This window comes from Pseudomonas sp. S2_H10 (genome assembly GCF_054668285.1).
Map to the genome: position 1 here is coordinate 2,485,293 of NZ_CP162754.1, position 26,820 is coordinate 2,512,112.

General features: G+C 59.5%; 24 protein-coding genes. 10 read left to right on the forward strand and 14 right to left on the reverse strand.

Annotation, left to right across the window (positions count from 1 at the left end; all coding sequences use genetic code 11):
- Positions 1 to 93: 93 nt before the first annotated feature.
- The 3 genes from AB4O16_RS10945 to xerD form a co-directional block, all read right to left on the reverse strand.
- A complete protein-coding gene (locus tag AB4O16_RS10945; RefSeq protein WP_007998527.1) occupies positions 94 to 1,398 on the reverse strand; it encodes a homoserine dehydrogenase in 1,305 nt (434 codons plus the stop codon).
- A 133-nt stretch (positions 1,399 to 1,531) separates the two neighbouring features.
- Complete coding sequence (gene dsbC, locus AB4O16_RS10950; protein ID WP_150715434.1) at positions 1,532 to 2,263, reverse strand: bifunctional protein-disulfide isomerase/oxidoreductase DsbC; 732 nt, start codon at positions 2,261 to 2,263, stop codon at positions 1,532 to 1,534.
- 254 nt (positions 2,264 to 2,517) lie between these two features.
- A complete protein-coding gene (gene xerD, locus AB4O16_RS10955; protein ID WP_460157715.1) occupies positions 2,518 to 3,414 on the reverse strand; it encodes a site-specific tyrosine recombinase XerD in 897 nt (298 codons plus the stop codon).
- 107 nt (positions 3,415 to 3,521) lie between these two features.
- On the opposite strand from xerD, the gene AB4O16_RS10960 reads away from it, so the two are divergent.
- Positions 3,522 to 5,333 carry a cation:proton antiporter gene (locus AB4O16_RS10960; protein ID WP_460157716.1) on the forward strand — a complete coding sequence of 604 codons (1,812 nt, stop codon included), beginning with the start codon at positions 3,522 to 3,524 and terminating at the stop codon, positions 5,331 to 5,333.
- A gap of 260 nt (positions 5,334 to 5,593) precedes the next feature.
- Here the strand turns inward: AB4O16_RS10960 and rplS are convergent, their stop codons facing one another.
- From rplS to ffh, 5 genes are all read right to left on the reverse strand, one after another.
- Entirely contained in the window at positions 5,594 to 5,944 is a 351-nt protein-coding gene (rplS, locus tag AB4O16_RS10965) for a 50S ribosomal protein L19 (protein ID WP_003175895.1), read from the reverse strand.
- A 45-nt stretch (positions 5,945 to 5,989) separates the two neighbouring features.
- A complete protein-coding gene (trmD, locus tag AB4O16_RS10970) occupies positions 5,990 to 6,742 on the reverse strand; it encodes a tRNA (guanosine(37)-N1)-methyltransferase TrmD (RefSeq protein ID WP_007897583.1) in 753 nt (250 codons plus the stop codon).
- A 2-nt stretch (positions 6,743 to 6,744) separates the two neighbouring features.
- Entirely contained in the window at positions 6,745 to 7,281 is a 537-nt protein-coding gene (gene rimM / locus AB4O16_RS10975) for a ribosome maturation factor RimM (protein WP_008053499.1), read from the reverse strand.
- Positions 7,282 to 7,286: 5 nt separating this feature from the next.
- The gene (gene rpsP, locus AB4O16_RS10980) at positions 7,287 to 7,538 is read right to left on the reverse strand and encodes a 30S ribosomal protein S16 (RefSeq protein WP_007972721.1); all 252 of its coding nucleotides are present in this window, start codon (positions 7,536 to 7,538) and stop codon (positions 7,287 to 7,289) included.
- 250 nt (positions 7,539 to 7,788) lie between these two features.
- Positions 7,789 to 9,165, reverse strand: a complete 1,377-nt coding sequence (gene ffh / locus AB4O16_RS10985) for a signal recognition particle protein (protein WP_056726162.1) — start codon at positions 9,163 to 9,165, stop codon at positions 7,789 to 7,791.
- A gap of 210 nt (positions 9,166 to 9,375) precedes the next feature.
- Here ffh and AB4O16_RS10990 point away from each other — a divergent pair, with 210 nt between their 5' ends.
- The 5 genes from AB4O16_RS10990 to rlmF all read left to right on the forward strand — a co-directional run bounded on the left by AB4O16_RS10990 (position 9,376) and on the right by rlmF (position 17,348).
- Positions 9,376 to 10,188: a cytochrome C assembly family protein gene (locus tag AB4O16_RS10990; protein ID WP_160387025.1), complete on the forward strand. Its 813-nt coding sequence runs from the start codon at positions 9,376 to 9,378 to the stop codon at positions 10,186 to 10,188.
- A 12-nt stretch (positions 10,189 to 10,200) separates the two neighbouring features.
- The gene (locus tag AB4O16_RS10995; RefSeq protein WP_460157717.1) at positions 10,201 to 11,433 is read left to right on the forward strand and encodes a transporter associated domain-containing protein; all 1,233 of its coding nucleotides are present in this window, start codon (positions 10,201 to 10,203) and stop codon (positions 11,431 to 11,433) included.
- Between the two features lie 261 nt (positions 11,434 to 11,694).
- Entirely contained in the window at positions 11,695 to 13,011 is a 1,317-nt protein-coding gene (locus AB4O16_RS11000; protein WP_160387023.1) for an MFS transporter, read from the forward strand.
- 230 nt (positions 13,012 to 13,241) lie between these two features.
- Complete coding sequence (locus AB4O16_RS11005; RefSeq protein ID WP_460157718.1) at positions 13,242 to 16,088, forward strand: valine--tRNA ligase; 2,847 nt, start codon at positions 13,242 to 13,244, stop codon at positions 16,086 to 16,088.
- Positions 16,089 to 16,316: 228 nt separating this feature from the next.
- Positions 16,317 to 17,348 carry a 23S rRNA (adenine(1618)-N(6))-methyltransferase RlmF gene (rlmF, locus tag AB4O16_RS11010; RefSeq protein ID WP_160387021.1) on the forward strand — a complete coding sequence of 344 codons (1,032 nt, stop codon included), beginning with the start codon at positions 16,317 to 16,319 and terminating at the stop codon, positions 17,346 to 17,348.
- A gap of 141 nt (positions 17,349 to 17,489) precedes the next feature.
- Here rlmF and AB4O16_RS11015 read toward each other — a convergent pair whose 3' ends face one another.
- Positions 17,490 to 17,930 (reverse strand): DUF3757 domain-containing protein, encoded by a 441-nt coding sequence (locus tag AB4O16_RS11015; RefSeq protein WP_460157719.1) that lies wholly within the window; start codon positions 17,928 to 17,930, stop codon positions 17,490 to 17,492.
- 304 nt (positions 17,931 to 18,234) lie between these two features.
- Positions 18,235 to 18,516, reverse strand: coding sequence for an HU family DNA-binding protein (locus tag AB4O16_RS11020; protein WP_007905514.1), 282 nt, complete (start codon positions 18,514 to 18,516; stop codon positions 18,235 to 18,237).
- A 395-nt stretch (positions 18,517 to 18,911) separates the two neighbouring features.
- Between AB4O16_RS11020 and yejK the strand changes: the two genes are divergently transcribed.
- A complete protein-coding gene (gene yejK, locus AB4O16_RS11025; RefSeq protein ID WP_160387019.1) occupies positions 18,912 to 19,916 on the forward strand; it encodes a nucleoid-associated protein YejK in 1,005 nt (334 codons plus the stop codon).
- Positions 19,916 to 20,266 carry a glutaredoxin family protein gene (locus AB4O16_RS11030; RefSeq protein ID WP_160387018.1) on the forward strand — a complete coding sequence of 117 codons (351 nt, stop codon included), beginning with the start codon at positions 19,916 to 19,918 and terminating at the stop codon, positions 20,264 to 20,266. Before yejK ends, AB4O16_RS11030 begins: the two co-directional genes overlap by 1 nt.
- 136 nt (positions 20,267 to 20,402) lie before the next feature.
- On the opposite strand, the gene AB4O16_RS11035 is transcribed toward AB4O16_RS11030, so the two are convergent.
- The 4 genes from AB4O16_RS11035 to AB4O16_RS11050 form a co-directional block, all read right to left on the reverse strand.
- Entirely contained in the window at positions 20,403 to 21,338 is a 936-nt protein-coding gene (locus AB4O16_RS11035) for a glutathione S-transferase family protein (RefSeq protein ID WP_160387017.1), read from the reverse strand.
- A gap of 88 nt (positions 21,339 to 21,426) precedes the next feature.
- Positions 21,427 to 21,747, reverse strand: coding sequence for a GIY-YIG nuclease family protein (locus tag AB4O16_RS11040; RefSeq protein ID WP_160387016.1), 321 nt, complete (start codon positions 21,745 to 21,747; stop codon positions 21,427 to 21,429).
- A gap of 40 nt (positions 21,748 to 21,787) precedes the next feature.
- Positions 21,788 to 22,258 carry a nuclear transport factor 2 family protein gene (locus tag AB4O16_RS11045; RefSeq protein ID WP_460157720.1) on the reverse strand — a complete coding sequence of 157 codons (471 nt, stop codon included), beginning with the start codon at positions 22,256 to 22,258 and terminating at the stop codon, positions 21,788 to 21,790.
- Positions 22,259 to 22,379: 121 nt separating this feature from the next.
- The gene (locus tag AB4O16_RS11050) at positions 22,380 to 23,006 is read right to left on the reverse strand and encodes a response regulator (RefSeq protein ID WP_160387014.1); all 627 of its coding nucleotides are present in this window, start codon (positions 23,004 to 23,006) and stop codon (positions 22,380 to 22,382) included.
- A 458-nt stretch (positions 23,007 to 23,464) separates the two neighbouring features.
- Here AB4O16_RS11050 and AB4O16_RS11055 point away from each other — a divergent pair, with 458 nt between their 5' ends.
- Both AB4O16_RS11055 and AB4O16_RS11060 read left to right on the forward strand, forming a co-directional pair.
- A complete protein-coding gene (locus tag AB4O16_RS11055) occupies positions 23,465 to 24,193 on the forward strand; it encodes a fimbria/pilus chaperone family protein (RefSeq protein WP_160387013.1) in 729 nt (242 codons plus the stop codon).
- 135 nt (positions 24,194 to 24,328) lie between these two features.
- A complete protein-coding gene (locus AB4O16_RS11060) occupies positions 24,329 to 26,812 on the forward strand; it encodes a fimbria/pilus outer membrane usher protein (protein ID WP_460157721.1) in 2,484 nt (827 codons plus the stop codon).
- The last annotated feature ends 8 nt before the right edge of the window (positions 26,813 to 26,820 follow it).

The window sequence follows — 26,820 nt, forward strand, 5'->3', positions numbered from 1 at the left end:
TGGGCTTCAAGCTTCAAGCTTCAAGCTGCAAGTTCAAAGCACCGGGGCTTTTAGCTTGCAGCTTGCAACTGACGGCTTGCAGCTGCTTCTCAATTAGTTAAGGTGCTCGACACGGATCCGTACGACCGGACCGACCACCCCCGCCAAGGCTTCCAGGGCAGCGATGGCGTCATTGATATGCTGTTCCAGCACGCGGTGGGTCAGCAGAATCATTGGCACCAGGCCGTCGTGTTCCTCGGCTTCCTTCTGCATGATCGACTCGATGTTGATGCCGCGCTCCGAGAGGATGCTCGCGACCTGAGCCAACACGCCCGGATGGTCCTTGGCCTGAATACGCAGGTAGTAGGCACTTTCGCAGGCTTCGATCGGCAGGATCGGGTGCGCCGACAGCGAATCCGGCTGGAATGCCAGGTGCGGTACGCGGTTTTCCGGGTCGGAAGTCATGGCGCGGACCACGTCCACGAGGTCGGCGATCACCGACGAAGCGGTCGGTTCCATGCCGGCACCGGCACCGTAGAACAGGGTCGAACCGGCAGCATCGCCGTTGACCATCACTGCGTTCATTACGCCGTTGACGTTGGCGATCAGGCGATCGGCCGGGATCAGCGTCGGGTGCACGCGCAACTCGATACCGGCCGCGGTGCTGCGCGCCACGCCCAGGTGCTTGATGCGGTAGCCCAGCGCTTCGGCGTAGTTGACGTCGGCGGTGGTCAGCTTGGTGATGCCTTCGGTGTAAGCCTTGTCGAACTGCAACGGAATACCGAACGCAATGGACGCCAGGATCGTCAGCTTGTGAGCCGCATCGATACCCTCGACGTCGAAGGTCGGATCGGCTTCGGCGTAACCCAGGGCCTGGGCTTCGGCCAATACGTCTTCGAAGGTGCGACCCTTCTCGCGCATTTCCGTGAGGATGAAGTTGCCGGTGCCGTTGATGATGCCGGCCACCCAGTTGATGCGGTTGGCGGACAGGCCTTCACGGATCGCCTTGATCACCGGAATGCCACCGGCCACGGCCGCTTCGAACGCAACGATCACGCCCTTCTCGCGAGCCTTGGCGAAAATTTCATTACCGTGAACGGCGATAAGCGCCTTGTTCGCGGTGACCACATGCTTGCCATTCTCGATGGCCTTGAGTACCAGCTCGCGGGCAACGGTGTAGCCGCCCATCAGCTCTATGACGATGTCGATCTCAGGGTTCGTGGCCACTTCGAAGACATCGTTGGTAATCGCAATACCGGTCGTTTGGAACTGAGGCTTTGGCGTGCGCATGGCAATTTGTGCCACTTCGATCCCACGCCCGGCACGACGAGCAATTTCCTCGGCGTTACGCTGAAGTACGTTGAAGGTACCGCCACCGACGGTCCCTAACCCACAGATGCCTACTTTGACCGGTTTCACTGTGAACTCCCCATAAAACGGCCGACTCGAGGCCGGCCGTGAAAACAACCGCGTGCTCGCGGCTCTCTATTGATGGCCCGGCGATGCAACTGCCGGACCACGATCGTCACCGGCTGACCGTGACGATGCGAATTTACTTCGCGCCCAGCGCCAGTTTGGCGACTTGTGGCGCAGGCTGGTAGCCCGGAATGACCTGACCGTCGGCCAAAACGATGGCCGGTGTGCCGTTCACGCCGATCGACTGGCCGAGTGCGAACTGTTTGGAAACCGGGTTATCGCACTTGGCGGCCTTGATTTCCTTGCCGTCGACCATTTTGTCCATGGCCGCTTTCTTGTCTTTCGAGCACCACACTGCCTGCAGCTGTTCGTCACCCGGCGAGCCAAGGCCCTGACGGGGGAACGCTACATAACGCACTTCGATGCCGCGCTTGTTCAGCTCGGGCACTTCGGCGTGGAGTTTGTGGCAGTACGGGCAGGTGGTGTCGGTGAATACGGTGATGTGCGACTTGGTTTCGCCGATGGCCGGGTAGACAACGGTTTCGGCAACCGGGATGTCGTTGACCAGCTTGGAGATGCCCAGGCGCTCGGTCTTCTCGGTCAGGTTGACCGGCTTGCCGTCCTTGAGATCGAACAGGTAGCCCTGAACCACGTACTGGCCGTCGGCGCTGGCGTACAGCACACGGCTGCCTTTTAGTTTGACTTCGTACAGGCCCGGCAACGGGCTGGCGGTGATGGTCTCTACCGGCACTTCGAGCTGGAGGTTTTCCAGGCTTTTACGAATGGCTTTGTCGGCCGCGTCATCGGCAACGGCAAAGGTGCTGACCAACGCAATGGCTGCGGCGGCGAAAATCTGGGTCAGACGCATGAGATCTCCTGAAGGCGAACATATGGGACGATCAGAACGCCCGTGCCGAAACACCGGGTCATAACCGCCCATCGTGCAAACCGGCCAAGCCTATCACATAAGGTTCGCATGGCCGAATGCACCTGACACAAGACATTGTGATCACCACACCCCCCTGTGGGAGCGAGCTTGCTCGCGATGACGGCATCACATCCAAAACATGTATCGACTGTCAGGCCGCTATCGCGAGCAAGCTCGCTCCCACAGGGTTTCGGTTAACCCCGGGGGTGGTGTTTGGCATGCAGATCCTGCAACCGCGCCCGGGCAACATGGGTGTAGATCTGCGTCGTCGACAAGTCGCTGTGCCCCAGCAGCATCTGCACCACCCGCAGGTCTGCGCCGTGGTTGAGCAGGTGCGTGGCGAAGGCATGGCGCAAGGTGTGCGGCGACAGCGATTTGCCGATCCCGGCCACCTTGGCCTGGTGCTTGATCCGGTGCCAGAAGGTCTGGCGGGTCATCTGCTCGCCACGCTGGCTCGGGAACAGTACATCGCTGGGGCGCCCGCCCAGCAGTTCGCCGCGGGCATCGCGCATGTAGCGTTCGACCCAGACAATCGCCTCCTCGCCCATCGGCACCAGCCGTTCCTTGCTGCCCTTGCCCATCACCCGCAACACGCCCTGACGCAAATTGACCTGTTCCAGCGTCAGGCTGATCAGCTCGGTCACGCGCAAGCCGCAGGCATACAGCACTTCAAGCATGGCCCGGTCGCGCTGACCGATGGCTTCGCTCAAGTCCGGCGCTGCCAACAGCGCTTCGACGTCGGCCTCCGACAGGGATTTCGGCAGCGGCCTGCCGAGCTGCGGCATATCAACCCGTAGCGTTGGATCGACGGCGATCATCTTTTCCCGCAGCAGATAACGATAAAAACCGCGTACCCCCGAGAGAAATCGCGCGGTGGAACGAGGTTTGTAGTTTTGCTCCAGGCGCCAGGCCAGGTGGTCGAGGATCAACTCTCGCCCGGCATTGACCAGCTCCAGCCCTTTGTCCTGCAACCAGCCATTGAACAGCGCCAGGTCACTGCGATAGGCATCGCGGGTATTGTCGGAAAGGCCTTTCTCCAGCCACAGGGCATCGAGGAATTGGTCTATCAGTGGGTGTTCGATGGCGGGCATGGGCACTCAAATCACACAGTCTTGAAACTGCGCACAAAATTAAAAATGGACATGGAAACGGTCGCTAGTCTTTCATAGGCCGCCATTACAAGGAACAGGGAGCAGCAATGAGCGAGCAGCAGATTTTATTGGCATTTGGCGGGATCGGCGCGGCGGCGCTGCTTTGCCAGTGGCTGGCCTGGCGCTTGAAACTGCCGGCGATTCTTTTCCTGCTGCTGACCGGCATTCTGGTCGGCCCCGTACTGCACTTGCTCGACCCGCAAGAGTTGTTCGGACCGTTGCTGATGCCGCTGGTGTCCCTGGCGGTAGCACTGATCCTGTTCGAAGGCAGCCTGACCCTGCATCTGTCCGAATGGCGCGAGATCGGCAGCGTCGTCCACCGACTGGTCACCATTGGTGCCCTCTCCACCTGGGCGGTCATTGCTGTCGCCACCCACTGGCTGCTGGATTTCGACTGGATGCTGGCCATCCTGTTCGGCAGCCTGACGCTGGTGACCGGGCCGACCGTGATCGTACCGATGCTGCGCGTGGTGCGCCCGAAAGCCTCGATTGCCAACATCCTGCGCTGGGAAGGTATCGTCATCGACCCGATCGGCGCTCTGCTGGCGGTGGTCGTCTATAGCTTCATCATCGCCAGCGCCGAAGGTAACGGGCTCAAAGAAAGCCTGCTGACCTTCGGTGGGGTGATTTTGTGCGGCAGCCTGTTCGGTATTTTTGGTGGCTGGTTGCTCGGGACTTTGATTCGTCGCCAGTGGCTGCCGGAATATCTGCATAACCTGGCAGCGCTCGCGGCGGTCCTGGGTATTTTCATAGCCTCCAACGAGGTCACGCATGAATCCGGGTTGCTCGCCGTGACGCTGATGGGCATGTGGCTGGCCAACATGAAAGGCGTCGATGTGCGGCACATCCTGCACTTCAAGGAGAACCTCAGCGTACTGCTGATCTCCGGCCTGTTCATTCTGCTGGCGGCACGGCTGGACCTGAACGCCATGATCGGCCTCGGGCCTCTGGTGCTGATTCTGCTGCTGGTCATTCAGTTCATCGCCCGCCCCTTGAATGTGCTGCTGAGCACGGCGGGCTCCAGCCTGAGCTGGCGCGAGCGCAGCCTGTTGGCGTGGATTGCCCCGAGGGGCATCGTGGCGGCAGCGGTGTCGGCAATCTTCGCCATCCGCCTGCATGAGGCCGGTCATCAGGGGGCATTGCTACTCGTGCCGCTCACCTTTGCAGTGATCATCGGCACCGTCGTGTTGCAAAGCGCGACGGCACGCCCTCTGGCACGCCTGCTGAAGGTGGCGGAACCGGCGCCAAGCGGTTTTCTGATCATCGGCGCCAACGGACCTGCGCGCACGCTGGGCAAGGCGCTGCAACAGCTGGGCAGCCGGGTGCTGCTGACGGATTCGAGCTGGGAAAACATTCGGGCAGCCCGCATGGAAGGTTTGCCGACCTATTTTGGCAACCCGGCGTCGCAACATGCCGATGCGCATCTGGACCTGGTAGGCCTGGGGCATTTGCTCGCGCTGTCACCCTCCGGCGAAATGAACACCCTGGCGCTGATGCGCTTTCGTCATGAACTGGGCCATCAGCGCATGTTCGGCCTGGCCAGCGGCCAGGAAAGCCGTCGCACCGACAAGCACCGCACCAGCCTGGAGCATCGCGGCAATCAACTGGGCAGCGAAGCGCTGACCTACGCCAAACTCGCCAGCCAGTTGAGCCAGGGGTCGCAGCTGTACAGCACGACATTGACGGATGGCTTCGGCTGGGATGATTACCAGGCATTGCATGGTGATCGCGCCACGTTGATGTTTGTGCGCGATGACAGTGGCTGGGTGCATGTGGTGACGCCGGAGAGCTCGTTGAAACCTTCGGCGGGGTGGACCTTGTTGGCGCTGATTCAGCCGGAGACTGTTGGGGCCGGCTAAACCCCATCGCGAGCAAGCTCGCTCCCACAATGACCTTTAGTGCTCACAAATATTGCGCCCACTGAAGATCCACTGTGGGAGCGAGCCTGCTCGCGAAAAACGTCTGGATAACGCGGTCATCCAGAAAGGGCGCGTTATCGTTGACGTCCTTCGCGAGCAGGCTCGCTCCTACAGGGTTTCGCGCAGACCCTGGCCATCATCAAATCGCAGGCAACAAAAAAGCAGCCCGCAGGCTGCTTTTTTTGCATCGGAAGCTGGACTTAAGCCAGTTTTTCCTTGATGCGAGCTGCTTTACCCGACAGGTCACGCAGGTAGTACAGCTTGGCTTTACGTACGTCACCGCGACGTTTAACAGCCATGCTGTCGATTTGCGGGGAGTAGGTCTGGAAAGTACGCTCTACGCCAACACCGTTGGAGATTTTACGAACGGTGAATGCACTGTTTACGCCGCGGTTACGCTTGGCGATAACAACACCTTCGAACGCTTGCAGACGCGAACGGTCGCCTTCCTTCACTTTCACCTGAACGACAATGGTGTCGCCCGGGGCAAAGGTAGGGATCTCTTTGGTCATCTGCTCTGCTTCGAGTGCAAGGATGATTTTGTTAGTCATGCTGTGCTCCTAAGGTAAATCGTCGGATCTACCATCGATACGTTGTTAACTATCGTCCCGCTCGCGGATGTATTCCTCGAGCAGCTTCTTCTCTTCTCCAGAAAGCGAGCGGCTTTCCAGAAGATCGGCGCGTCGTTCAAAGGTCCGACCAAGGGACTGCTGTAAACGCCAACGCCGGATGTGCGCGTGATTGCCACTTAGCAATACGTCGGGAACACGCTGATCCGCATACACCTCCGGTCGGGTGTAGTGCGGGCAATCCAGCAAACCATCCGTAAAGGAATCTTCCTCGGCGGAGTCCGCATGCCCTAAAGCTCCAGGCAGCAGTCGTGTAACCGCATCGATCAGGACCATCGCCGGCAGCTCGCCGCCAGACAGTACATAGTCGCCAATCGACCACTCTTCATCGACATGAGCATCAATAAAACGCTCGTCAATGCCTTCATAGCGGCCGGCAATCAGGATCAATGCATCCAGATTCGCCAACTCGCGTACCGCCGACTGAGTCAGCTGGCGGCCTTGGGGCGACAGGTAAATTACCTTCGCCGCCTCCCCGGCTGCTGCCTTGGCCTGAACCAGAGCATCTTCCAGGGGCTTGATCTTCATCACCATGCCCGGACCACCGCCAAACGGGCGATCGTCCACAGTGTGATGTCGATCCGTCGTGTAGTCTCGCGGATTCCAACAGGTGAGCTGCAAGAGCCCCTGTTTCACCGCACGACTGGTGATGCCGTACTCGCTGATGGCAGAGAACATCTCGGGAAACAGACTGATCACTTCTACGCGCAAGTTAGCCACGCTTAGAAATCCGCGTCCCAATCCACCTTCATCTCGCCCGCTGCCAGGTCGACGGCCAACACGCATTGCTCGGTATAGGGCAACAGGCGTTCGCGATCATCCAGGCTGCCAGCGCAAGGCTTGACCACCATTACATCATTCGAGCCGGTCTCCAGCAGGTGATCGATCTTCCCGAACAGTTGCCCGAGGGTGTCGATGACCTTGAGACCTTCCAGCTGGTACCAGTAGTACTCGCCGTCGGTGAGTTCAGGGAACAGGTTGCGCGGCACGCAGATCTCATAACCGGCCAGAAGACGAGCTTCTTCGCGATCATCGAGACCCTTGAGCTTTGCGACCAGGAACTTGTCGTTCCCGCGTCCGCTGACCAGCTCTACCTGCTTTACATTGCCGTCACGCTTGAGCGTCCAGGTTTTGTAATCCAGCAGGTTCTTGATCGGATCAGTAAAGGAATACACCTTCACTTCGCCGCGAACGCCGTGAACAGAATAAATCTTGCCGATAACGATCAAATCATCAGCAATGGCTGGCGTCGCGTTCATATTGCTCAGGCCGCAGCCTTGGCAGATTCCTTCAACAACTGAGCAACGCGCTCAGAAGGCTGTGCACCAACGCTCAGCCAGTAGGCTACGCGCTCTTGGTTCACGGACAGACGAACTTCCTGACCACGGGCAACAGGGTTGAAGTAGCCAACCTGTTCCTTGTGCGAACCGTCGCGCGGGTTGCGGCTGTCGGTTACGGTCAAGTGGTAAAACGGGCGCTTTTTGGAGCCGCCAAGGGCAAGACGGATTGTTAGCATGTGAACATCGTTCCTGTAGTCGGTGCTGCAAATCTAAAGGCACAGCGGGCATGGGTGCCCGAAAGGCCGCATATTCTAAGGAATATCCGGACTTTTGCAAATGACTTTTTCCGGCGGTCTATCGGCCGCCATGCAGATTTGCTATAGAGCCGTCGTTGAAAACGGCCGGTCAGCTCCCGCCAAGTGCGGGTTTGCTGTGTATCCCACGTCCGTGTGGGGCAGCGCCGACCTGACAGTCGGCGCAAATACTTTACATTTTCGGCATACCGCCGCCGGGTAGCATTCCACCCATGCCGCGCATCATCTTGGCCATTCCGCCTTTCGCGGAGAACTTCTTCATCATCTTCTGCATCTGCTTGTGCTGCTTGATCAAGCGACCGATGTCCTGCACCTGGGTGCCGGAACCCATGGCGATCCGACGTTTGCGCGAACCGCTGATCATTTCAGGGTCGCGGCGCTCGGCCGGGGTCATGGAGTTGATGATGGCTTCCATCTGCTTGAATTGCTTCTCTGCCGCACCCTGGGCGTTGCCCATCTGCGCCAGATTCACGCCACCCATGTTCGGCAGCTTGTCCATGAGCCCGCCGAGGCCGCCCATGTTCTTCATTTGTTGCAGCTGATCGCGGAAGTCTTCGAGGTCGAAGCCCTTGCCCTTCTTCAGCTTCTTGGCCAGCTTGTCGGCCTTGTCCTTGTCGAGGGTCGCTTCCGCCTGCTCGATCAGGCTGAGCACGTCGCCCATGCCGAGGATGCGCGAGGCGATACGCTCAGGGTGGAACGGATCGAGCGCTTCGCTCTTCTCGCCCATACCGATGAACTTGATCGGCTTGCCGGTGATGGCACGCACCGACAGCGCGGCACCGCCACGGGCGTCGCCGTCGACCTTGGTCAGGATCACACCGGTCAGCGGCAATGCATCGCCAAAGGCCTTGGCCGTGTTGGCGGCGTCCTGGCCGGTCATGGCGTCGACCACGAACAGGGTTTCGACCGGGTTGATCGCGGCATGCAGCGCCTTGATCTCGCCCATCATCTCTTCATCGATGTGCAGGCGACCGGCGGTATCGACGATGACCACGTCGATGAATTTGAGTTTTGCTTCCTTAATAGCCGCTTGCGCGATCTCGACCGGCTTCTGGCTCAGGTCGGACGGGAAGAAGGTAACGCCAACTTCACCGGCGAGCATTTCCAGCTGCTTGATCGCCGCCGGACGATAAACGTCGGCGGACACGACCATGACCGACTTCTTCTTGCGCTCTTTAAGGAAGCGCGCGAGCTTGCCGGCGGTGGTGGTTTTACCCGCGCCCTGCAAACCGGCCATCAGGATGACAGCAGGTGGAACGGCGCTCAGGTTCAGGTCTTCGTTAGCCGCGCCCATCAGGCTTTCGAGTTCGGCCTGGACGATCTTCACGAAGGCCTGGCCCGGCGTCAGGCTGCGCGACACCTCGGTACCGACGGCGCGTTCCTTGACCGAGTTGACGAAGTCCTTGACCACCGGCAGGGCGACGTCGGCTTCGAGCAACGCCATGCGCACTTCGCGCAGGGTGTCTTTGATGTTGTCTTCAGTCAGCTTGGCCTTGCCGGTGACATGGCGCAGCGTCTGCGAGAGACGGTCGGTTAAGTTTTCAAACATTGCGCGATCCTTTCAGGCCCTGTGTAGACCGGGATAATGGCGGCCCGGACCGGACTAAACGTGTGCTCGGCGAGCCTGCGGCGTGGGCAGGTCGCGGATTATAGCGAAGACTGTGGCCGGCGGACACCTCGCTGTCGGGTTGTGCGGTCTTTCGTGCGGCAGGGGTTCTATGCCAAACTCAGCGACTTTCGGGCTTGCCTAACAGGATTTATGCTCCCCTTGTCACCCAGCTTGCTTACCACCCTCGCCGCCGCCTGCTTGTATGCCGCTGCGACCTTTTATCAGGGCACTCGCCTGGCTTCCGGCGCCAAGATCAACAAGCGCCTGCTGGTCATACTTGGCGTGTTCGCCGTATTGACGCACAGCGCCAGCCTGCTCAGCCACCTGCTGACCCCGATCGGCCTGGGCCTGGATTTCTTCAATGCCGCCAGCCTGATTGCCGTGGCGGTCATTGCATTGACCCTGCTGGCCTGCTCGCGGATTCCGGTGGAGAACCTGCTGGTCCTGCTGTTCCCGCTTGGGGCCCTGACTGTGTTGCTGGCGCATTTTGCGCCGGCCGGTACGGTGCAGGTCATCGATGAGGAGCCGGGCATCCTCGCCCACATCCTGCTTTCGATCCTGGCCTACGGCATGTTCACCATCGCGGTGTTCCAGGCTTTGCTGCTACTGGTTCAAGACCACCAGCTCAAGCACAAGCACCCCTCCGGCCTGATCAAGAACTTCCCGCCGCTGCAAACCATGGAAAGCCTGCTGTTCGGCTTTCTCTGGGCCGGCTGGACGTTGTTGTCGCTGTCGCTGATTTCCGGCTGGCTGTTCGTCGAAAACCTGTTCGCCCAGCATCTGGTGCACAAAACCCTGCTGGCCTGCCTGGCCTGGCTCGTTTTCAGCGTGCTGCTGTGGGGGCGCAATCGCCTCGGCTGGCGCGGGCACAAAGCCATTCGCTGGACCCTGGCCGGTTTTTGCCTGCTAATGCTGGCGTATTTCGGCAGCAAACTGGTTCGTGAATACATCCTGCATATCTGACGGGCGGCATTAATGGACGACTTGCCCATAGGGCCGATGCTCGCAGTAGTGACCCTGCTGATCTTATGGTCGGGGCTGTTTACCGCCATCGAAGCGGCGCACCAGCATTTACTGGCCCAACGCACCGCAACGCGGTCCAGCGACAAGCCGGTGGCAAAACTCAGCTTCCCCCTGGCGAGCCTGATTTTCTGCAACACCCTCTGCCGTGCACTCGCGGTGGTCATCAGTACGTTGCTGGCCATTTTCACCTGGGCCGAGAACGGTCCGTGGGTCGCCTGCCTTGGGGCGGGCGCCATGTTGCTGGTGCTTTCCGATTACTTGCCACGAGCGCTGGCCACGCGCTATCCGGATGCGATCCTGGCCCAGGGCAACAATCTGTTGCGCGTACCGCTGACAATCATCTATCCCGCGGCATGGCTGCTCAACAGCATCAGTCAGGTGCTGACGCGACCATTCGCCCGCAAAGCCAAAGTGGTGCAACGAAGCGAGGACGAAACGCTGACGGAACGCCAGGACACGCCGGAAACCGTCAGCCGCCCTCACCCGCTGCCAGGCATCCACGCGCTGGACAACATCACGGTCAATGACATCCTGGTACCGCGCAGTGATGTGGACGGCATCAACCTCGATGACTCCATCGAAGAAATCATCGAGCAATTGCGCCACAACAAACGCACGCGCCTGCCGGTGTTCCACAGTGATATCAACCAGGTAGAAGCCGTCCTCAACACCCGGCACATCCTGCACTTGCTGCCCGACGCGAGCCTGACCAGGGAAGCGTTGCTGGCGGCCAGTCACGAGCCGTACTTCGTGCCGGAAAGCACCCCGCTGCAGCTGCAGCTGCTCAACTTCCACAAGCAGCAGCGACGCCTGGGCATGGTGGTCGATGAGTACGGCGAAGTGCTTGGCATCGTCACCCTGGAAGACATTCTCGAAGAAATCGTCGGCGAGTTCGAAAGCCAGCACAGTCTGGACAACCCGCATATTCATCCGCAAGCCGACGGACGCCTGGTGATCGACGGCGCCGCGTCCATCCGCGAGCTGAACAAAAGCCTTGGCTGGCACCTGCCCAGCGACGGCCCGAAAACCCTGAACGGCCTGGTCACCGAGGCGCTGGAAACCATTCCCGACAGCGCGGTGTGCCTGAAAATCGGTCGCTATCGCCTGGAAATCCTCGAGACCGAGGACAACCGTGTCACGCGGGTCCTGATCTGGCAGACCAGTTCGATGCCTGTGGTTATCTGACTATCGGGCAAGTCTTTTGTGGTCACTCAAGCCACTTGTTCGATCGTTAGCCACCTTCCTATAATCGAATCGCTTACCCAAGCCTCGCCGGCCCCGTGCTTACCCCGCACCTCGCAGCTTCCGGCCCGACCATCGACAAGAACTGCAAAAAACCGACGCCTGTTCCTACCTGAAACAGCGACCGCGCCCTCACCCACATCCCTGGGTTCTCGACCATAATAATTCGCTCCACCGGAGCACAAAACTGTCAGGGATCACCGCATGACGACCAGCACGACCTACAACGACGCCACACCGGCGCAACCGACGAACTCCGCCACCCGCGTGGCCACCGCGAGCTTCATCGGCACCGCCATCGAGTTCTACGATTTCTATGTCTATGCCACCGCCGCCGCGCTGGTGATCGGCCCGGTGTTCTTTCCCCAGACATCCGGCACCGCCCAGATGCTTTCGGCGTTTCTCACGTTCGGCATCGCCTTCCTTGCGCGCCCCTTGGGTTCGGCACTTTTCGGTCACTTCGGCGACCGTATCGGCCGCAAGTCGACCCTGGTCGCTTCGCTGCTGCTGATGGGCGTGTGCACCACGCTGATCGGCGTGCTGCCCGGTTATGACAGTATTGGCGCCTGGGCACCGATCCTGCTGTGCGTCCTGCGCTTCGGCCAGGGCCTGGGGCTGGGCGGCGAATGGGGTGGTGCGGCATTGCTTGCCACGGAGAACGCGCCGAAAGGCAAACGCGCGTGGTTCGGCATGTTCCCGCAACTGGGTCCATCCATTGGCTTTCTGGCGGCCAATGGCCTGTTCCTGACACTGGCCCTGGTCCTGGACGATGAACAGTTCCGCTCATGGGGCTGGCGTATTCCGTTCCTGCTCAGCGCCGCGCTGGTGATGGTCGGCCTGTACGTGCGCCTCAAGCTGCATGAAACGCCGGTGTTCGCCAATGCCGTGGCACGGCAGGAACGAGTGAAGATCCCGCTGTTTGAACTGTTCGGTCAATACTGGATGCCCGTATTGCTGGGCGCCGGCGCGATGGTCGTGTGCTACGCGCTGTTTTACATCTCCACCGTGTTTTCCCTGAGTTACGGGGTGGCGACGCTCGGCTACAGCCGCGAAACCTTCCTCGGCCTGCTGTGTTTCGCCGTACTGTTCATGGCTGCCGCGACCCCGCTGTCGGCCTGGGCCAGCGACCGTTACGGGCGCAAACCGGTGCTGATCATCGGTGGCGTGCTGGCGGTCCTGTCCGGTTTCCTCATGGAGCCGCTGCTGACCCAGGGCTCGACCTGGGGCGTGGCGTTGTTCCTGTGCATCGAACTGTTTCTGATGGGCGTGACGTTTGCGCCGATGGGTGCGCTGCTGCCGGAACTGTTTCCCACTCACGTTCGTTATACCGGCGCCTCGGCGGCCTACAACCTGGGCGGGATTGTCGGTGCTTCCGCAGCGCCGTTCTTCGCGCAGAAACTGGTGGCGATGGGTGGTTTGAGTTATGTCGGCGGGTATGTGTCGGGGGCGGCGGTGCTGAGTTTGATTGCGGTGCTGTGCCTGAAGGAAACGCGGCATAACGATTTGAATCGCATCGACTGATAGACCGCCATCGCGGGCAAGCCACGCTCCCACAGGATTAGTGTCGCACTACATTTTTGTGATCGACACCAACACTGTGGGAGCTGGCTTGCCAGCGATGGGGCCCTCTCTGACAAAACACCAACCACAACTTTCCCCCACCCATTGTCACCTCGCTCTACGCGCATCGGCTCATCCCCGCTATACTTCCCGGCTTTTCCTGAATAAATGCCAATAGGGTCCCGCCGCGCATGGATAAGACCTACCAGCCGCACGCCATTGAAACTTCCTGGTACAACACCTGGGAGTCAGAGAATTACTTCGCCCCGCAAGGCGCGGGCGAGTCCTACACCATCATGATCCCGCCGCCGAACGTCACCGGCAGCCTGCACATGGGTCACGGCTTCAACAACGCGATCATGGACGCCCTGATCCGTTTCCGCCGCATGCAGGGTCGCAACACCCTGTGGCAGCCGGGCACCGACCACGCCGGTATCGCCACGCAGATGCTGGTAGAGCGCCAGCTCGAAGCCAAGGGCCAGAGCCGCCACGACCTGGGTCGCGAGAAATTCCTGGAGAAAGTCTGGGAATGGAAAGATGAGTCCGGTGGCAACATCAGCCGTCAGATCCGTCGCCTCGGCTCGTCCGTCGACTGGAGCCGCGAGCGCTTCACCATGGACGACGGCCTCTCGGAAGCCGTTAAAGAAGCCTTCGTCCGCCTGCACGAAGACGGCCTGATCTACCGCGGCAAGCGCCTGGTCAACTGGGACACCAAGCTGCACACGGCGATTTCCGACCTCGAAGTGGAAAACCACGACGAGAAAGGTTTCCTGTGGAACCTGAAATACCCGCTGGCCGACGGCGCCAAGACCGCTGAAGGCAACGATTTCCTGATCGTCGCGACCACTCGCCCGGAAACCATGCTCGGCGACTCCGCCGTGGCCGTTAACCCGAACGATGAACGCTACAAAGCCCTGATCGGTAAATTTGTCGAGCTGCCACTGGTTGGCCGCCGCATCCCGATCATCGCCGACGATTACTGCGACCCTGAATTCGGCACCGGCTGCGTGAAAATCACCCCGGCCCACGACTTCAACGACTATGAAGTCGGCAAGCGTCACAACCTGCCGTTGCTGAACATCTTCGACAAGAACGCAGCCGTTCTGCCAGCCTGCCAGGTGTTCAACCTCGACGGCACGCTGAACGAAACCATCGACGGCAAGATCCCGGCCGAATACGCCGGTCTCGACCGCTTCGAAGCGCGCAAGCAGATCGTCGCCGCGTTCGACGCTGCCGGCCTGTTGGTCAGCGTTGACGACCACGCCCTGAAAGTGCCGAAAGGCGACCGCTCCGGCACCGTCATCGAGCCTTGGCTGACCGACCAGTGGTACGTGTCGACCAAGCCATTGGCCGAGCCTGCGATTGCTGCCGTTGAAGACGGTCGCATCCAGTTCGTGCCGAAACAGTACGAAAACATGTACTTCTCGTGGATGCGCGACATCCAGGATTGGTGCATCAGCCGTCAGCTCTGGTGGGGCCACCGGATTCCGGCCTGGTACGACGAGTCGGGCAAGGTCTACGTCGGTCGCGACGAAGCCGAAGTGCGCGCCAAGCACAACATCGGCCCGGACGTTGCTCTGCAACAGGACAATGACGTTCTCGACACCTGGTTCAGCTCGGGCCTGTGGACGTTCTCCACCCTCGGCTGGCCGGAAAAGACCGAATTCCTGAAGAAATTCCACTCCACCGACGTGCTGGTGACCGGCTTCGACATCATTTTCTTCTGGGTTGCCCGGATGATCATGCTCACCATGCATTTGGTGAAAAACGAAGACGGCACGCCGCAGGTTCCGTTCAAGACCGTGTACGTGCACGGCCTGGTGCGTGACGGCCAGGGCCAGAAAATGTCCAAGTCCAAGGGCAACGTCCTGGACCCGCTGGACATCATCGACGGCATCCAACTCGAAGAACTGGTGCAGAAACGCACTTCGGGCCTGATGCAGCCGAAACTGGCGAAGAAGATCGAGAAGCAGACCCGCGACGAGTTCGCCGAAGGCATCGCCAGCTACGGCACCGACGCCCTGCGCTTCACCTTCTGCTCGCTGGCGTCCACCGGTCGCGACATCAAGTTCGACATGGGCCGCGTCGAAGGCTATCGCAACTTCTGCAACAAGATCTGGAACGCCGCGCGCTACGTGCTGGACAAGGGCGAAGACTGCGGCCAGAACGGCGAAGCCTATGAGCTCTCCCTCGCTGACCGCTGGATCATCTCGCAGCTGCAACGCACCGAAGCCGAAGTGACCCGCCAGCTCGACCAGTTCCGTTTCGACCTGGCCGCGCAAGCCCTGTACGAGTTCATCTGGAACCAGTATTGCGACTGGTACCTGGAACTGTCCAAGCCTGTGCTGTGGGACGAAAACGCACCGGTCGAACGCCAGCGCGGCACCCGTCGCACCCTGGTGCGCGTACTGGAAGTCGCCCTGCGCCTGGCGCATCCGTTCATGCCGTTCATCACCGAAGAAATCTGGCAGCGCATCGCGCCGCTGGCCGGCATCGAAGGCAAGACGATCATGCTGCAACCGTGGCCGGTGGCCAATGAAGAGCGCATCGATCCGGCGGCCGAAGATGACATCGAATGGCTCAAGGGCCTGATGCTCGGCACTCGCAACATCCGTGGCGAAATGAACATCGGCCCGGGCAAACCGCTGCCGCTGTTCCTGAAGAACGTCAGCGCTGAAGATCAGCGTCGTCTGACCGAGAACGAAGCCCTGCTGAAAAAACTGGCACGCCTCGAATCGATCACTGTTCTGGCTGCGGGTGAAGAAGCGCCACTGTCCGCCACCGCACTGGTCGGCGAGATGGAAGTGCTGGTGCCGATGGCCGGCTTGATCGACAAAGGCGCTGAACTGGCGCGTCTGGACAAGGAAATCCAGCGTCTTCAGGGTGAAGTGCAACGTGTCGGCGGCAAGCTGTCCAACGCCGGTTTCGTTGACAAGGCGCCAGCCGAAGTCATCGAGAAAGAACGCGCCAAACTGGCCGAGGCCGAACAGGCCCTGGGCAAGCTGGCCGAGCAGCATGCACGGATTGCCAGCCTGTAACGGCAAATCGCAATGAAAAAGGGAGGCCCAAGTGGCCTCCCTTTTTCATTACCCCGCGGTCCTGTAGGAGCCGGCTTGCTGGCGAAGAAATGATAACGAGGTCCTTCAGAAACACCGCGTCGCCCCAATCGCCAGCAAGTCGGCTCCTACACAAACGCGCACCGTGTTGTGACGACAGATGTGGGACAATGCCCGCCACTTTCAGCCATACCCGAATCGACAACACCCATGACCGCCCCCCGCTCCCCCAAGCCTGCGCGCAAAAAGCCTGCCCCGAAGACCCCGGCCACGGCCGTCGCCCCGAAGGAAAAGGCCAGCCTGCATCCGCGCAATCGCCATCAGGGTCGATACGACTTTCCGGCGCTGATCAAAAGCACGCCAGAACTGAAGAAATTCGTGATCATCAATCCCTACGGCAAGGAGAGCATCGACTTCGCCAGCCCGGAAGCCGTGCGGGTGTTCAATCGGGCGCTGCTCAAGTCGTTCTATGGCATTGCCCACTGGGACATTCCGGCCGACTACCTGTGCCCACCGGTGCCAGGCCGTGCCGACTATGTGCACTTCCTCGCCGACCTGCTGGCCACCGGTAATGACGGCGTGATCCCCCGTGGCGCCGCCGTGAAGGTGCTGGATATCGGTATGGGCGCCAACTGCGTGTATCCGCTGATCGGCTACAGCGACTATCGCTGGCAGTTCCTCGGTTCCGATATCGACGCGACCGCCATCGCCGCAGCGAAGGCCATCGTTCAATCCAATGGCCTGAACAAGGCGATCCAGCTGCGCCAGCAGAGCAACCCCAAACAGATCCTCACCGGCCTGCTGGAGAGCGCAGAGCGGTTCGACCTGACCATGTGCAACCCGCCCTTCCATGCCTCACTGGAAGAGGCCACACGGGGTAGCACGCGCAAATGGCGAGCCCTGGGCAAAGCCGATCCGAAACGCAAGCTGCCGGTGTTGAACTTTGGCGGGCAGGCGGCGGAGTTGTGGTGTGAAGGCGGTGAAGTACGCTTCGTCACGCAACTGGTAAGCGAGAGCGTGCAGGTGGCGCAACAAGTGCTGTGGTTCAGCACGCTGGTATCGAAGGCGTCGAACCTGCCGGCGATCCAGACCGCCTTGAAAAAGGCCGGTGTGCTGGACAGTCGGGTGGTGGAAATGGGCCAGGGCCAAAAACAGAGCCGCTTCGTCGCCTGGACCTTCCAGACACAAGCGCAGCAACAAGCCTGGCGCCAGGCACGATGGTCGAAAGCTACAGCTGAATAAAAGCCAAGCGTAAAAAAAGCCGTGCCCGGATGAATTCTGGACACGGCTTTTAACAAACCTCATCGGTTAACAGTGACGTTCGGTTCGTTAACCACTAACTGCCTGACAACTTTAATATCGATAACAGCAAAACCTAGACATTTACATTCTGGAGTTTGTACGAACATTCTCTTTGAATGCACAGGCTCGTGCTTCTTTGCTATCGCAGTAATATTGACCAAGCCATTCCTCCCACGGCCCACGGGTATCAATACTTACGACAGTTCCCTCTCGTTTGTACTTCATATCCAGATTACCGCCATTTTTCAGCGTGTAACCACAACGCTGAATTTCACCGGCAACAGTGCCGCCTTGGGCTGCGACGCGAGGTGCGAATATCGCCAGTTCGAACTCACCTACCAGCCCGCGCCCGGTTTGCGATACGCCGTACCATTGTCCGTCGCCACTTGCTGTCGGGGCTATATACGTACCGACTCCAAACTCCTTGATGTCAGCTGGACTTGGGCAGTACTCGGTAACATTTGCCAAAGCCTGGCCGGACACCAGAACCGATATACACATCAACAACTCTTTAACTCTCATAAAAACGTCCCTGTAACCAATAACTGAAATTTGATTTTGGCTATTTGCCGCAAAGCCAAGTGCTACGCCTATTGATGGTACCGACCCAAGGCGCACACTCAACTAGCAGTTGTGTAGGAGTTTTCGTTTTAATAGAGAGAAAAGTGCTACTCAGTGCAAACAGCTATCCCTATCAGGTGCACAAGTAACAACTGCTTTCAAACAAAGTGAACATTCCAACAATTTATCTTGCATAAACTGTTTCCAGCGCCCACAAAAAAACCGTGCCCGGATCGCTCCGGCGCACGGTTTTTTTTAACAAGTCTTACTTGTTAACAGCGTCGGTCAGGCCTTTGGCCACAACCAGCTTGATCACTTTCTTGGCAGCGATTTCGATGGCAGCGCCAGTCGAAGGGTTACGGCCGGTACGGGCAGGGCGCTCAGTCACTTTCAGTTTGCCGATACCTGGCAGAGTGATTTCGCCGCCGTTTTCCAGCTGATCGGCAACGATTTGGCCCAGTTGGTCCAGAGCGTTACGCGCGGTGGTTTTCGGCGCGTCGATAGCTTCAGCGATGTCGGCGATCAGTTGGTCTTTAGTAAGAGCCATTTAGTGTTCCTTCCCTATCAAATTCATATGGATTGCAGAGTGCAATGTCAGCCATCGAGCCCGATCTTTTGGATCCGGCACCCTCGGCCAAATAACCTCGGGATCGGGGTTATAGATACCGAAATCAGGGTTTGGTTCGACCTGACAAATGCTGACTGCACGCTTAACGCAGTGACTTCGCGCAAGACCGGGCAAAGCTAGCACACAGACGTGGAAATATCCGCCTCTAGCTACCCATTTGGTCAGCTTTATTGCGCTAAAACAGGAAAAAAACGCATAAGCGCCGTCGGTCGCCTGCCAATTGCCCTTCACACAGCGCCAAAACCAGTGGTTGCGGTACACTGAGCGCTTTTCGGGGGAGCACGCCCTCCTCTCTTCATTCAGCCGAGAAGCCCATGCCGATCCGTCATTGCATCGTCCACCTGATCGACAAAAAACCCGACGGCACACCTGCAGTTCTCCACGCCCGTGACTCTGAACTGGCCGAGTCCGCAGCCATCGAGAACATGCTCGCCGACCTCAACGAAAGCTATAACGCCAAACAGGGCAAAGCCTGGGGCCTGTTCCATCCGGAATCCGGCGCGTTCCCCTTCAGCGGCTGGCTGAAGGAGTACCTCGATGGCGGCCGGGATTTCACGGCGTTCAGCCGCGTGGCGGTCGAGCATCTGCAAAAACTGATGGAAGAGTCGAACCTGTCGGTCGGTGGCCACGTGCTGTTCGCCCACTACCAGCAAGGCATGACCGACTACCTGGCCATCGCCCTGCTGCACCACAGCGAAGGCGTGGCCGTGACCGATGAGCTGGACGTGACCCCGTCCCGTCACCTGGACCTGGGCCAATTGCACCTGGCGGCGCGGATCAACGTGTCCGAATGGCAGAACAACAAACAATCCAAGCAGTACATTTCGTTCATCAAAGGCAAGAATGGGAAAAAGGTTTCGGAGTATTTCCGCGACTTCATCGGCTGCCAGGAAGGCGTCGACGGGCCGGGTGAAACCCGCACCCTGCTCAAGGCCTTCAGCGACTTCGTTGAAAGCGAAGACCTGCCCGAAGACGACGCCCGCGAGAAGACCAAGACCCTGGTGGATTACGCCAGCAGCCAGGCCAAGCTCGGGGAACCGATGGGCCTGGAAGAACTGTCGGGGCTGATCGACGAAGAACGCCCGAAGGCCTTCTACGATCACATCCGCAACAAGGATTACGGCCTGTCGCCGGAGATCCCCGCCGATAAACGCACCCTGAACCAGTTCCGCCGATTCACCGGCCGAGCCGAAGGCCTGTCGATCAGTTTCGAAGCACACCTTTTGGGCTCGAAGATCGAGTACGACGAAGAAGCCGGCACGTTGATCATCAAGGGCCTGCCCACTTCGCTCACCGATCAGCTGAAGCGTCGCAACTGATGTTGGGCGGCGTGCTGAAAAAATGCCTGTTGATCTTGCTGGTGGTCGTGGCCTACCAGAACTGGGGCAAGATCGAGCGGGTGTTCAATCCATCGCAAGTGGTGTCTGAGCAGACGCAGACCCAGGCCAACGTCGTGCTCTACGCCACCGAATGGTGTGGTTACTGCAAGCTGACCCGGCGCTTTCTCGATCAGAAAGGCATTCCGTACAAGGAGTTCGATATCGAGAAAGATGCCGTCGCACGCAAGGACTATGAGGCCCTCGGCGGGGGCGGGATTCCGATCATCGATGTGAACGGAACCCTGATACGCGGATATGACCCGGATGCGATTCTGGCGGCGTTGAAGTAACTTCTCGGCGCGCAACCTCCCTTGTAGGAGCTGGCTTGCCTGCGATGACGGTGGATCAGTCCACAAAACTGCAGACTGACAAACCGCAATCGCTGGCAAGCCAGCTCCTACAGTGCCGGTGTGTGTGTGGCGGGACTTACTGCACTTCGATCCGGAAACCAAACCGCGGGAAGTGCACATGCACCACACCGCCACGCTCGTCCTCTCGCCGTACAATCAGCTCCTCGCGGCCGGCAAACAACAACTCGCCCGCCACCGGATCAACGCCATAGTCCGTGGCCGCGATGACCACCTGCTGACCCGCCGTGAACCCGTTGGGATCGACGAACTGCTCATCCGGCAAAGCCGCTGGCGTGGACGCGCGCGCCACTGCCAGAGCCTCCTCGGAACTCATCTCGCTGGACGCACCATGACCGAAGCCCAGTACCCGCGCATGCCATGCGGCAACTGCCGGGTACGCATCCACCAATGGCGCCGTGACGGGCGTGGCCTTGAGGAACCAGAGGCAATGAGCCAGGGCGAAGTCGGCAATCGAAGGCTCACCGAACAGGAAATCCCCCTCTTCGCGCTGCAGTTGCAACTCCAGGCGCGACATGATCGTCGGCCACTGGTGTTTCGCCTGTTCGGTGGACAGTTTTGTCGCACTACCTCCACTGAACAAACCGGCACGGTCGGCCAAAAACGCCTTGATCGCTTCCTGCGGTAAATGACCGAAACGCACGGCAATCGATTCCGGCTGGAACACCAGGCTCACCGCATGCTGGAACACCACCGAATCAGCCCAGGCGGCAAACGACGCGGCGATCATTTCCTGACCTTCCGGGAAGAACGCCGGCAGGGCTTTCTCCTGTTCCAGTCGCCGGGCGATCAATGCGGTGTCGCAATAGATATCGGCACCGACCTGCAACACCGGTGTCTTGCGGTAGCCACCGGTCAATGCCGTTAGATCCGGTTTCGGCATCACTGGCGAGATCTTCACCGAACGCCAGGACAAGCCCTTGAAACCCAGTAACAGGCGGGCCTTCTCGGCAAAGGGGGACGTCGGGTAATGATGCAGAATCAACTCGGACATGCTCGGCTCCGCCGCAAGGATCAGGAATCCGCAGCTTAGCGCGCAATCACCTGGCAGCCTACAGATCTGCCTGATGGGAACCAATCAGTCAGAGTGATAAGCCCGGGGCTGCGTTCGCTGCGCTCGCCACCAGGCATTCCTTGGCGCTCTTCTTGAGTTTTTTGATCAACCGCTCCTGGCGCAACGCATCGCTTTTATCGCGGCAGCGTTCGGTGTAGACAAGGGCCATGGCCGGGCTGGAAAGAAAGAATCGTGCGCCCTTGCCGCTTTGATGCTTGGCGAAACGACGCACGGGATCATCGCTGATCCCGCAATAGAGCGAACCGTTGGCCGCGCGAACGAGGTAGACGAACCAGGTTTTGCTCGCAGGAATTGCGGCGTCGGCAGGGCTTTCGCTGAGGCTGGTCACGTAACGATCAGGGCTTGATGGAATACAAGCCGCGATCTTATCAGCGACTGGCCTGAAATGCCTTCAGCCCCTTCAATGCCTGGGCGCGCACGGCGTTCTTCACCAGTGGCGTCCAGCCCAGCAGCAGGCCCTTGAAACCCAACGCCTGACGCGCCCAGGTCCATAGATCGAAACTGTCGTGGTGCTCGCAGATCTTGCCGTCACGCAAGACAAAACGCGCCTGGATATCGTTGACCACGGTGTTGCCGGTCTGGCTGAACAGGTAAGTCGCGACCCAATGGGCACCACCGGTGTGCTCGTCGGCACGAACATGATCAAAGGTCAGGGAAAAGTCCTTGGCCCGAGTGGTCAGCATGCGCCACATGTCACCGGCATCGCGCCCGCGAAGCTCGCCGAACGCCGGGTCACTGAACACCACATCATCGGTGTAGCAGGCCGCCATGGCTTCGGCATCCAGGCGTTGGAAAGCCTGGTAGAAACGGGTGATCAAGGCGCTATGGGCTTCACTCATTTACGGGTTCCCCTGATTATGCACAATAGCTACGAAAGATTGGCCTGCACGATAACCCTCAAATGCACCGAACACTATTGGCATTCATAATGAAAATAACGTGATGTCCGTTCTCGTCATTTCAGTACGACATTCCGCTATCCCGGGCGTAAGTAAAAAGATCAACGTTGGTGGAAATACCCAGCCGGTGCATGGCCATGCTTTTCTGTTTACTGATGGTCGACACGCTGCGTTTGAAATGACTGGCGATTTCGCTGACGGTCATCCCGCTGGCGAGCATGCGAACCACTTCATGCTCTTTGGCCGACAGCGGCGATTCGTGTAGCTGATTGCGGGTATTGACCAGCAATGTGCGCAGTGACCCACTGAGGTAGCGATGCCCGTTTTTCACTTTATTGATCGCCAAGGGCAACTCAGTCGCCGATGCGGTTTTGGCGACGATGGCCATTACCCCTTTATCCAACGCCGCCCTTGCCGTGGCCACACTGGTAAACATCGTCACCAGAATGATCGGCAAGCCGGGGTATTCACGTTGAATCGTACCCAACATTTTCAATCCGTCGGCCTGTTTCCCTCCCGGCATGGAGAAGTCAGTGATCAGCAGATCGCAGGGCGTACTTGAAAGAAGTTTCATCAGGCTGTCTGCACTGTCCGCCTCACCGACGATCACACATTGCCTGCTGGCGTTGATGAGTATGCGCAGCCCGACACGAACGACAGAATGGTCGTCAGCAATAACGACTCGCATTGTGGGATACCTCCTGTTGGTAGGGAGAAAGCGCGGAAAATAGCGCCGTTATTCCTACTTCCACAACACCTCCGATAATATTCCAGCTCCGCCTCCTCAATGTATTCAAAGGGATTTCCCTTTGCCCATTTAACAATCAGATGCTTCCTACGCCGCAGCGCAAAAGAGACTACACAGCAAAACTACAAACCATAGAAAACGCTACGTAGTCCGCAATACTTATTCATACACGCCCCGCCGTCCTTTCGTATTAGTTGTATTCATTCCGCTGCGCCATCCCGCTAAATTTCCCCGCACCAAATAGTCCGTCGTACCTGCACAGAACTAAGTTCACTCACTGACAGGCTATCGACTGCATGAGTACGACACCATTAACAGCGCACTGGATTCGTACTTACGGAACCGGTGCGTTACTTGTATCCCGAGCCATGCCAAGCGTCTTTTATCCGGAATTTTCAATGAGAAACATCAAGACGACATTGTTGAAGCAAGTGCGCCGCCTGACCCATACGGGGATCGGCGCGTGCGCCCTGTTACTGACTGCACCGGCCTACGCCGACGGCATGGTGCCCGACACCTCCGTGGTCATCGTCAATGAAGCAACCGGCGAAACCGCCGTATCCGTGACCAACACCGATGCCAGCCTGGCACTGCTGCACATCACCATCGAAAACATTCCCGAAGATGCCGAGTCACTGGTGTTCGTGACGCCGCCACTGGCGCGCGTTGAAGCCTCCAAAACGCAATTGGTGCGTTTTATCCTGCAGTCGGAAAAGCCCCTGCTCACACAGCGTTTGAAGCGGGTGATCTTTGAAGGCATCCCCCAGAACAAGCCGGCCGCCGAAGCCGGGCATGCCCGTGTGGGCGTGACGGTGCGCCAGAACCTGCCGATCATCCTTCACCCCGCAGGCCTGGCGCTCAACCGCACACCGTGGACCGATCTGAAATGGTCGCTGCAGGATGGTCAACTGACCGTACGCAACGAAACACCTTATGTCGTGCGACTGGCTCAGGAAGTACAACTGCTGCCCTCCGGCAACGCTGCGATGCTCCCGCGGACCTACGTACTGCCCGGTGACCAGATCAGCGTTGCGGTTTCTGCAAAGGCTGCCGCCCAGGTTCGAATTCATCCGGCGACCGTCTATGGCTTTGCGGTGCCAGCCTATGACGCACCGCTCGCCCTCTAGCCAGCATCCATAGCGCCCTGCATAGAAAGGCAGGCGTCGAGTTCTCAACGTGACGGCCAACTTTGCCGTCGCCACATGTGTGACGGGAACCGTAGCGGATCGCGCCGGCACCCGGACAGAACCCAAGTGAACCTCATGAACACCGTATTGAAATACCGTGATGGCAAAGCCATGCCTGCGATTCGGTCGGCCAGCACGTACCCTTATCCGTCGCGAGTCCGGACCGGCATGGTTTTGCTGCTGGGCAACGTGCTGACAGGGCTCCAGGCCAATGCGAAAGACGTCAATGCAGCTGCGTTGCCTGCTTCGTTCGACCAGAAAATGCTGAGTCAACGCGGTATCGACCCCAGTCTCGCAACCCAACTGCTGGCCGCACCGAACTTCACCGCTGGCCGACACCCGATCACCCTCACGGTCAATGGCCTGCGCCGTGGCCGGGTCGACGTCACGTTCAACCGGGAGGGCGACCTGTGCCTTGACCGCGCCCTGCTCGATGCGGCGAACCTGAGCGAGCCATCGGTTCCGGCCAACGACAAAGGCTGTTTCGATGTACTCGCCACCTGGCCGCAAGCCCGAATCGAACAGGACCCGGCCAACCTCGGCCTGTCCCTGATCGTGCCCACCCAGGGGATACGTCCGGTGGTCCGGGATATCTCCGGTTATCAAACCGGCGGTGTTGCCGGGCTGTTCAACTACGACGTCAATAGCCTTCACAGCCAATACGGCGATCAATCGAACCGCTACCTCTCGGCCAATACCGAAGTCGGTTTCAATGCCGGAGACTGGATTGTGCGCAGTCGTCAGGTGCATACCTGGAATAACGATGAGTCGCGTAGCGCTCACCTGGCAGCTTACGCCCAGCGCACTTTTGCCAGCCATGAGACTGTGTTTCAAGCAGGCCAGATCAATCTCTACAACCCGGTACTTTCCGGTGCGCAGATCACCGGCGTGCAGGTCATGACCGAGCAGGCGCTCCAGGTCGAAGGCCGAGGCAATCCCATCGAAGGGATAGCCCGCAGCCAGGCCCGGATCGAAATTCGTCAGAAGGGTTCGCTGATCCACTCGACAGTGGTGCCGGCAGGACCGTTTTCCCTGAGTGATGTGCGTCGGCTCGACAGTCGCTCCGATGTTGAAGTCACCGTCAAGGAAGCGGATGGCAGCGAGCAACGCTTCACGGTCCCTGTCGCCATGCTCGGTATTGGCCTGCCAACGCCCGGCTTTTCCCTGGCCGCCGGCCAGGTACGCAATCTCGGCAATGCACAGAGCGGCGAACCCTGGGTGATCAGCGGCGGCTGGAGCGCAGCACTCAACCCTGATGTCCTGCTCAGCACCGGCGCCACGGGCGCCGCCGACTACCGCGCCGCGGGCGCCGGCCTGAGCGTGCTGCCAGGGCCCGCCACACAGATCCAGACCACCCTGCAAGCGGCCGATACGAGTACCCGCCAGGCCGGCAAAGGGCTTCAGGCCGACCTGAATGTTTCGCAGCGCCTGGGTGAGCAGTGGTCGATCACTGCCGGAACCTCGCACCGGACCTTCGGCTATCACGAACTGTCCGAAGCGGTGTTCGATACTCAATCAGAACGCAGCCAGTCGCGTTACCGCGATCAGCAGAGCCTGTCGCTGGCCTGGTCACATCCCGGGTTTGGCGCGTTCAGCAGCGGCCTCAATCACTCAACGACATTCGACGGACAAAACAGCAGCCGCGCCCTGGCGTCCTGGGGCACGCAGATCGGCGGCGTATCGGTGTCGGCCAGCGCGCAATGGCAAGTCAGCGGCACCCAACGCAACGACGACAGCGTTTACCTGAGCTTGAGCATTCCACTGGGTGAAAGTCGCCGGGCGCGCACCTGGCTACGCAGTTCCGCTGGCGAATACCGCAGCGGTGTCGGCTTGAACGAACAGGTCAACGACCAGCTGAGTTACCGGGTCGGTGTCGAGCACGACACACGAGACAAACAAGTGCAGTCCTCGGCGGGGGTTTCCCTGCTGCCGCGCTACAGCCAACTGGACTTGAACTACACCCGCTCCGATGCCGAACGCTCCAGCTACCAGGTGGGCGCCCGTGGCGGCGTCGTGCTGCACGGCGACGGCCTGACGTTATCGCCATACGCCGTACGGGACACCTTCGCGCTGCTCTCGGTTGGCGACGAAAGCGCGATCAAGGTCTCGACCCCCAGCGGTCCGGTCTGGACTGACTGGCAAGGTCACGCCGTGGTTCCTCAATTAAGCGCCTATGGCCGCAGTCCGGTAGAAGTCGACACCCGCTCGCTGCCACGCAACCTCGATATCAACAACGGACTGGCCGTGGTTACCGCCGGGCGTGGAGCCGTCGACAAAGTCCACTTCGGCGTCGCGTTGACTCGACGAGCCCTGCTCAAAGTCACCACGGACAACGGTCTACCCCTGCCCCGTGGCGCGACGGTCAGCACCGCAAACGGTGAGTTCGTCACGCTCGCCCAGGAAGGCGGACTGGTGTTCCTCCCCAACGCCCTCGACACCCCTGACCTGTGGATAACCGCACCGGGGCTCGAGCGTTGCGAACTGCGTTTCGAACTGCCGGCCAAGGCCAATGCCCAGGTGTATTACGAGACCGCCGCCGCCCAGTGCAGGGCCCTTTGAGGATGACC